Annotated in this window: 6 protein-coding genes; 5 read left to right on the top strand and 1 reads right to left on the bottom strand. The window is 63.3% G+C overall.

Going from position 1 to position 7,142, the window contains the following annotated elements; genetic code table 11:
- Window positions 1-145: 145 nt before the first annotated feature.
- The 4 genes from GPA21_RS18060 (at window position 146) to potI (ending at window position 4,339) form a co-directional block, all read left to right on the top strand.
- Complete coding sequence (locus GPA21_RS18060) at window positions 146-1,255, top strand: extracellular solute-binding protein (RefSeq protein WP_168989493.1); 1,110 nt, start codon at window positions 146-148, stop codon at window positions 1,253-1,255.
- A 194-nt stretch (window positions 1,256-1,449) separates the two neighbouring features.
- Window positions 1,450-2,589, top strand: a complete 1,140-nt coding sequence (gene potG / locus GPA21_RS18055) for a putrescine ABC transporter ATP-binding subunit PotG (RefSeq protein ID WP_168989492.1) — start codon at window positions 1,450-1,452, stop codon at window positions 2,587-2,589.
- 14 nt (window positions 2,590-2,603) lie between these two features.
- Window positions 2,604-3,494 carry a putrescine ABC transporter permease PotH gene (potH, locus tag GPA21_RS18050; RefSeq protein WP_168989491.1) on the top strand — a complete coding sequence of 297 codons (891 nt, stop codon included), beginning with the start codon at window positions 2,604-2,606 and terminating at the stop codon, window positions 3,492-3,494.
- Window positions 3,494-4,339: a putrescine ABC transporter permease PotI gene (gene potI / locus GPA21_RS18045; RefSeq protein WP_168989490.1), complete on the top strand. Its 846-nt coding sequence runs from the start codon at window positions 3,494-3,496 to the stop codon at window positions 4,337-4,339. Before potH ends, potI begins: the two co-directional genes overlap by 1 nt.
- Window positions 4,340-4,397: 58 nt before the next feature.
- On the opposite strand, the gene GPA21_RS18040 is transcribed toward potI, so the two are convergent.
- Window positions 4,398-6,572: a DUF945 family protein gene (locus tag GPA21_RS18040; protein WP_168989489.1), complete on the bottom strand. Its 2,175-nt coding sequence runs from the start codon at window positions 6,570-6,572 to the stop codon at window positions 4,398-4,400.
- 160 nt (window positions 6,573-6,732) lie between these two features.
- Here GPA21_RS18040 and GPA21_RS18035 point away from each other — a divergent pair, with 160 nt between their 5' ends.
- The gene (locus tag GPA21_RS18035) at window positions 6,733-7,050 is read left to right on the top strand and encodes a hypothetical protein (RefSeq protein WP_168989488.1); all 318 of its coding nucleotides are present in this window, start codon (window positions 6,733-6,735) and stop codon (window positions 7,048-7,050) included.
- The last annotated feature ends 92 nt before the right edge of the window (window positions 7,051-7,142 follow it).

Genomic DNA, 7,142 nt, shown 5'->3' with positions numbered 1-7,142 from the left:
GGTCGCAGCGCAACAGCACCCAACACGTTGACTAAACGCACCTTTTTGCCCAAATCGGGGCGGAAAACCTTGAACCCACCCCCTGTCTGTGCGACATTTCGCCCCTGTCGTCGCCACCCACCCCGACCTGACCTGGAGTAGCCCGATGAGCCGACTCGAGAACCTGTTCCGTCTGAGCGTTTTCACCGCCGCCGTTGGCATTGCCGGCGGGGCAATCGCGCAGGAGCCGCCGCGCGTCCACTTCTACAACTGGAACGACTACATCGCGGACGACACGCTGCCCAAGTTCACTCAGGAAACCGGCATTTCGGTGACCTACGACGTGTACGACAGCAACGAGGTGCTCGAGGCACGACTGTTCGCCGGCAACTCGGGCTTCGACGTGGTCGTCCCGACCAGCACCCATATCGCCCGACACATCAACGCAGGTATCTATCTCGAGATCGACCGCTCGAAGATCCCGAACTACGACACCCTCGACCCGACCATCATGCGTCTGATCGAGGCGGTGGATCCAGGCAACAAGTTCGGCGTGCCCTACATGTGGGGCACCACCGGCGTGGGCTACAACGTTGACAAGATCCGCGAGATCTTCGGCGACGACGCGCCGACCGACTCCTGGGATCTGGTGCTCCAGCCCGAAAACATCGCCAAGCTCGCGAGCTGCGGCGTCGCCTTCCTCGACGCACCGACCGAGATCTTCCCGACGGTGCTGAACTACCTCGGCATGGACCCGTCCAGTACCAACCCGCGCGACTACTCCGGCCCGGCGCTCGAGCACCTGATGAAGCTGCGCCCGCACATCACGTATTTCCACTCCTCGCGCTTCATCACCGAGTTGGCCAACGGCGACATCTGCGCGGTGGTCGGCTGGTCCGGCGACATCCTGCAGGCACGCGACCGCGCCGAGGAAGCCGGCAACAACGTAAACATCGCCTACTACATCCCGAAGGAAGGCGCTCACCTGTGGGTGGACATCATGGCCATCCCCAAGGACGCCCGTCACCCGGACAACGCGCACAAGCTGATCAGCTACCTGCTCGCGCCGGAGAACATGGCCGGCATCACCAACTATGTCGCCTACGCCAACCCGGTGCCGGCCTCCAAGGCCTTCGTCGACGAATCCATTCTCGAGGACGTGGGCATCTACCCGTCCGACGAGGTCATGGAAAAGCTGTTCACCGTTGGTGACCTGCCGCAGAACGTGCACCGTGAAATGACCCGCGCCTGGACGCGGGTGCGCACCGGCCGCTGAGGCCGGGATACGCGAGGAATCACGCATCGGCATGACACGCCTCCGCCCGCAAGGCCCCGCCCCTCACCGGGCGGGGCTTTTTTCACTTTCTGAAGACGCCGGAAGACTCGGCGTCCGGTTCGCGCTCAGCGGCTACGCCGGGCCGATCCCCTGATTTCCATCCAATCACAATACCCAGCCGGAACCAGCCAGTCATGGACGCAGCCAAGCCAGCCACCCCGCGACCACCCGACAAGATCAAGAAGGGCGAGGCATTCCTCGAGATCCGCAACATCGTCAAACTGTTCGACGGTGTACCCGCGGTCGACGACATCAGCATCACGATAAACCGGGGCGAAATCTTCGCTCTGCTCGGTGCCTCCGGCTGTGGCAAGTCCACGCTGCTGCGAATGCTTGCCGGCTTCGAGCGTCCGTCTCGCGGTCAGATCCTGCTCGACGGCGTCGACATCGTCGATGTGCCGCCCTACGAGCGGCCGATCAACATGATGTTCCAGTCCTATGCGTTGTTCCCGCACATGACGGTGGCAGACAACATCGCCTTCGGCCTCAAGCAGGACAAGCTGCCCAAGGCAGAGATCAGCGAGCGGGTGGAACGCATGCTCACGCTGGTGCACATGAGCGAATACGCCGGTCGTAAGCCACACCAGCTCTCCGGTGGCCAGCGCCAGCGCGTGGCCCTGGCGCGCAGCCTCGCCAAGCGGCCCAAGCTGCTGTTGCTCGACGAGCCCATGGGCGCGCTGGACAAGAAGCTGCGCGAGGAGATGCAGCTCGAACTGGTCAACATCATCGAACAGGTCGGCGTGACCTGCGTGATGGTCACCCACGATCAGGAAGAGGCGATGACCATGGCCGGACGCATCGCGATCATGAACAGGGGCCGTCTGGTACAGGTGGGCGAACCCCACGACGTCTATGAATTCCCCAACTCCCGATACAGCGCCGGCTTCATCGGCTCGGTGAACCTGCTCGACGGCGAGGTCGCGGAGAATGAGTCCGACCACGCGGTGATCCGCTGTCCCGACATGGTGCAGCCAATCCGCGTGGACCACGGCGTGGAAACCGCGGTGGGCATGAAGGTGACCGTCGCACTGCGGCCGGAGAAGATCTTTCTCGCCGAGCCCGGTGACGAAGGCCGGCCCAATACCGCCAGCGGCGAGGTCGAGGAAATCGCCTATCTCGGCGACGTGTCGATCTATCACGTGCGTCTGGCCAGTGGCAAGAAGCTGCTGGTGACCTTGCCCAACGTCGCCCGCACACGCCACAGCGGACCGACCTGGGGCGACACCATCCACCTGACGTGGGAGCCCGACAGTTGCTCGGTGCTGCTCAACTGACGAGGGCAACAGCGATGCGATTCCCCCGGATCCGCGGCCGCAGCCTGGTCATCGCCCTGCCCTACGCCTGGCTGACGCTGTTCTTCCTGGTGCCGTTCATCATCGTCTTCAAGATCAGTTTCTCCGAAGCGATGGTGGCGTTGCCGCCTTATGCCGAAGTCGTGCGCTGGGCGGACAACCAGCTCGAGGTCGTGCTCAACTTCGGCAACTACGTCATGCTGTTCACCGACAGCCTGTACGTGAACGCCTACCTCACGTCGCTGCGGGTGGCGACGATCTCGACACTGATCTGCCTGCTGATCGGCTATCCGCTGGCTTGGGCCATCGTGCATTCGCCGCCCTCGACCCGGATCATCCTGCTGATGCTGATCATCCTGCCGTCGTGGACCTCGTTCCTGATCCGGGTCTATGCGTGGATGGGCATCCTCAGCAACACCGGCCTGCTCAACAACGCGCTGCTCAAGATCGGCCTCATCGACGCCCCGCTGCAGATCCTCAACACCGACTACGCGGTATACATCGGCATCGTCTACGCCTACCTGCCGTTCATGGTGTTGCCGCTCTACACCGCGCTGATGCGCCTCGACCACTCGCTGGTCGAAGCCGCCTCCGACCTCGGCTCGCCACCGTGGAAGACGTTGTTCACGGTGACGATTCCGCTCACCAAGGCCGGCATCATCGCCGGCTCGATGCTGGTCTTCATTCCCGCTGTGGGCGAGTTCGTGATCCCGGAACTGCTCGGTGGGCCGGACACCCTGTTGATCGGCCGCGTGCTGTGGCAGGAATTCTTCAACAACCGTGACTGGCCGGTCGCCGCCGCGCTGGCCTCGACCATGCTGTTGCTGCTGATGGCGCCAATCATGTGGTTCCACCGCTACCAGCGCCGTGAAATGGAGAGCGACTGATGCAGGACATCCCCGCCAGCCGCTCCTGGGTGCGGCGTCTCATCCTGATCCTGGGCCTCGGGTTCCTCTATATCCCGATGCTCATCCTGATCATCTACTCGTTCAACAGCTCGCGCCTGGTGACGGTGTGGGCCGGCTGGTCCACTCACTGGTACGGCGAGCTCTTCCGCGACCAGGCGATCATCTCGGCGGTGCTGCTGAGTCTGACGATCGCCTTCATGGCCGCAACGACGGCGGTGGTCCTCGGCACCATCGCGGCTTTCGTGCTCACCCGCTTTGGACGCTTTCGCGGCGAGAATGGCTTCGCCTTCATGATCACCGCACCGCTGGTCATGCCCGAGGTCATCACCGGCCTGTCGCTGCTGCTGCTGTTCGTCGCGCTCGGTCAGCTGATCGGCTGGCCAACCAGTCGCGGCATGAGCACGATCTGGATCGCGCATGTGACCTTCTGCTCGGCCTATGTCGCGGTCGTGGTCAGTTCACGCCTGCGTGAGCTGGAGAAGTCGCTGGAAGAAGCGGCGATGGACCTCGGCGCTCGGCCGCTCAAGGTCTTTTTCGTGATCACGCTGCCGCTGATCGCCCCGGCCATTGTCGCCGGCTGGCTGCTTGCCTTCACCTTGTCGCTGGACGACCTGGTGATCGCGAGCTTCGTATCCGGCCCGAGCGCAACGACGCTGCCGATGGTGGTGTTCTCCAGCGTCCGTCTCGGCGTGAGCCCCAAGATCAACGCCCTGGCAACCATCATCATCGTGACGGTATCCATCATCACCTTTATCGGATGGTGGCTCATGGCCCGCGCCGAACGGAGGCGGGCACAGGAACGGGCATTGATGAAGAAGCCCTGAGCCAAAGCAGAAGGCCGGCAAATTGCCGGCCTTCTGCTTTCTGCTTAATGAAACAAGCTCAGGGCGCCAGCTCCGAGATGCTCAGGGTGGTCTGCGCCGGCGAATCGGAATAGGTTCCGACCCAGATTACATAGCGCCCACTGTCCGGGCTCTCGAACGCCAGACCGGGGTCGAGCCCGCGGTCGTCGTCATTGCAGTACCACTCGCCGTCCGGTGCACGCACGATGAGCGTGGTGTCCTCGTCGGACTCGGCGTAGATGTGGAGGGGCCAGTCACCAGCCGCGTAGTCGAGGACCACGTCCGGCTGCGTCGCATTGACGTAACCGACGCACTCCCAGCCGAGTTCGTGCTCGAGCCAGTCGGTGCCACCGGCCATCACCGACACCTCGTGCGGATCGGGGTCGAAACCGGCAGACAACTGGACGTTGCCGAACATGCCTTGCGCGCTCCAGTCGAGATCCGGCGCATCCCCGCCCGCCGACTCGGGTGTGTCGCCTCCACCAAAGAGAGACGACAAGCCGCCAAACGCCGCGAGACCGGTAGCATCATCCACCGCTTCACCGTTGATGGTCAGCTGGCCCTCGCGGAAACTTGCCGACATCGAGACGCCATCCGCACCCACCTGAAGATAGGGCACCTGGCCGGCCATCAGCATCAGGCCGTCGAAGCGCTCGTCCACCTCGCGTGCGATCTCCTCGGCCGAACGCACAACTTCGCCTGCCTCGCGCGCCGCGATCGATTCGATCTCGAGCCCGATCCGGACCAACTCACGCATCGCGTCAAAACGCAGGCTGAAGCCGGCTTCGACGTCGAGTCGCTCGATCAATGCAAACGGGTTGTCGATGCTCAGTCCGGGTTGGCCTCTGAATCCCACAACCACCCTCGCACTGGCGTCGTCCGGCTGCTTGAATTCGAAGGCGAGCGGGTCGATCGCGATCGCAGGCTGACGCGACAGAATACCTTCGAGCGCCGACCGGAGTCCCGCTTCGATATCAGGCCTGGAGAACGCCGACTCGTCGTAGCCGACACGCTCGAGCACCCCAAGCAGCGCGTCGAGTCCGTCACCGTCGAAGCCCGAGGCCACGGTCCGCATGCGACCCTTGCCCAATGCCAGTCCATTGACGGTAATCGTGCCGATGTCGAGATCCACCGTCTGGTCCACCACACCGTCGCGTGCGATGGTGTTCGAACTTGCCGACAGCGAAGCCAGCTCGGTGACATAGCCTTCACCTGCCACCTTCACGCCGTCGACCGAGAACGCGCCGGTACCGGTCCATAGCGAATGCCATTCACGCAAGGCGTCGCCCTCGACCCGCATGCGCCCGATGCGCACCTCACCGCTTTCCCGTCCCTTGAGTGCGATGTCGAACGAGGTCACCGAACCGTCGAGCTTCATCGCCTGGCGATCCTGTCCATCACTCGCCTTGCGAATCCCGAGCTCAGCCCGCAGGCGCGTATCGCCGAGCGCGGCGTCCGCTTCATCGCTGTCAATCGTCCAGCCGCCGAGTCCAAGCTCTGCCGAACCAGTCCAGCCAGGTCCCCGACGACGCACATCGCCACTGAAAGAGAAGTTGCGCATTGCACTGGCGATGCGTTCCTCCTCCGCAATCTCGAGCGACAGTTCCTCGAGACGGACCGACCACCGCACTGCATCGAGCGCTGACCCGAATACCGCTCTCGCATCCAGCCCGGCGAACACCAGATTGCCCGAAGTCGATGCGTCGGGAGGCACGACCCTGCCGCGGTAGTCGGTGCCAGCGAGGTGCATATCGACCTCACGCGACAGATTCATCTCGGCGGTCGCCGCGATCAGCGGACGTTGGCCCGGATAATTGGGCAGCGCGGCGCGCAGCGCCTCGGGCAAGGCCATGCCGCCGGTGGCACGGGCGAGCCCGAAGCCGGCACCATCGCCCAGCCAGGGGCCATGCTTCACGTCAAAACGCCCGTCGATGCGCAGGCCGGCATCCACCGCCGAGCCAAGCAGCTCGTACATCTCCGGATAGAGCGGATCACCGGGCAATACCCGGACGACGAGATCGTAATCCAGTGTGCCGTCAAACAGCCTGCGACTGTAATCCAGCCGGTTGACCTGCACATTGTCCATCGCCGCCAGCGAGGACTCGAACGCGGCGACTTCATCGGCGACGACACCGCCGACGATGCGACTCGTACCGACAAAAGCGCCTGCGGTCAGTACCGCGACGCCGACGACTAAAATCAGGGGTTTGCTCATCGAAAAATGGCTCCAGGAATGGTCGCGCCAAGATACCACCGGACGCCCGTTTCCCACGCGCAATAATGCACTTCAGAAGTCAGGACAGCGGGCCCGGTGGACCTTGCGGTCACGCACCGCCAGACTATGCTTTATGTATAGTCTCTGCAAGGAAGCCGTCATGTACATCGTCACCAACCGCGAAGTCGACGAATCAGCCAGTGACGTTGGGCGTGCATTCGGCTCACGCCCCAATCGCCTGGGTCCCAACGAGCTACGTTTCGCCGAAGCCTGGCGCGAACGCGGGAAGTGGCAGGTGCGAATCCTGCCCGATCAAGTCACCGGCGAGATGGCCAAGGAGGTGGGGCTGGTCGCACCGGCCGACCCGGAAACCGGCGAAACCCTCCCCCTCTACGCCAGCAGCTACGTGGCACGCAAGCTGCAGCGCAGGATCAACCCGAGGGTGTCAAGGGCAAGCGAATTTTCCCCAGTGTGGTAATTCAAATTTCCCCACCCGGTTGGGTTTGCTCGTCAAATGAGCGGACGAGTCCGGATTTGAGCTTCTCCTTGAGGCGATAGGAGTTGCCGCGG

Source organism: Azoarcus taiwanensis, from assembly GCF_012910885.1.
GTDB lineage: Bacteria > Pseudomonadota > Gammaproteobacteria > Burkholderiales > Rhodocyclaceae > Azoarcus_F > Azoarcus_F taiwanensis.
This window is presented reverse-complemented; position numbering and strand designations above follow the sequence as displayed.

Excerpts from the sequence above, each read along its gene's own strand:
- GPA21_RS18060 (WP_168989493.1), top strand. The coding sequence starts at position 146 with ATGAGCCGACTCGAGAACCTGTTCCGTCTGAGCGTTTTCACCGCCGCC.
- GPA21_RS18035 (WP_168989488.1), top strand. The coding sequence starts at position 6,733 with ATGTACATCGTCACCAACCGCGAAGTCGACGAATCAGCCAGTGACGTT.
- GPA21_RS18040 (WP_168989489.1), bottom strand. The coding sequence starts at position 6,572 with ATGAGCAAACCCCTGATTTTAGTCGTCGGCGTCGCGGTACTGACCGCA.
- potH (WP_168989491.1), top strand. The coding sequence starts at position 2,604 with ATGCGATTCCCCCGGATCCGCGGCCGCAGCCTGGTCATCGCCCTGCCC.
- potI (WP_168989490.1), top strand. The coding sequence starts at position 3,494 with ATGCAGGACATCCCCGCCAGCCGCTCCTGGGTGCGGCGTCTCATCCTG.
- potG (WP_168989492.1), top strand. The coding sequence starts at position 1,450 with ATGGACGCAGCCAAGCCAGCCACCCCGCGACCACCCGACAAGATCAAG.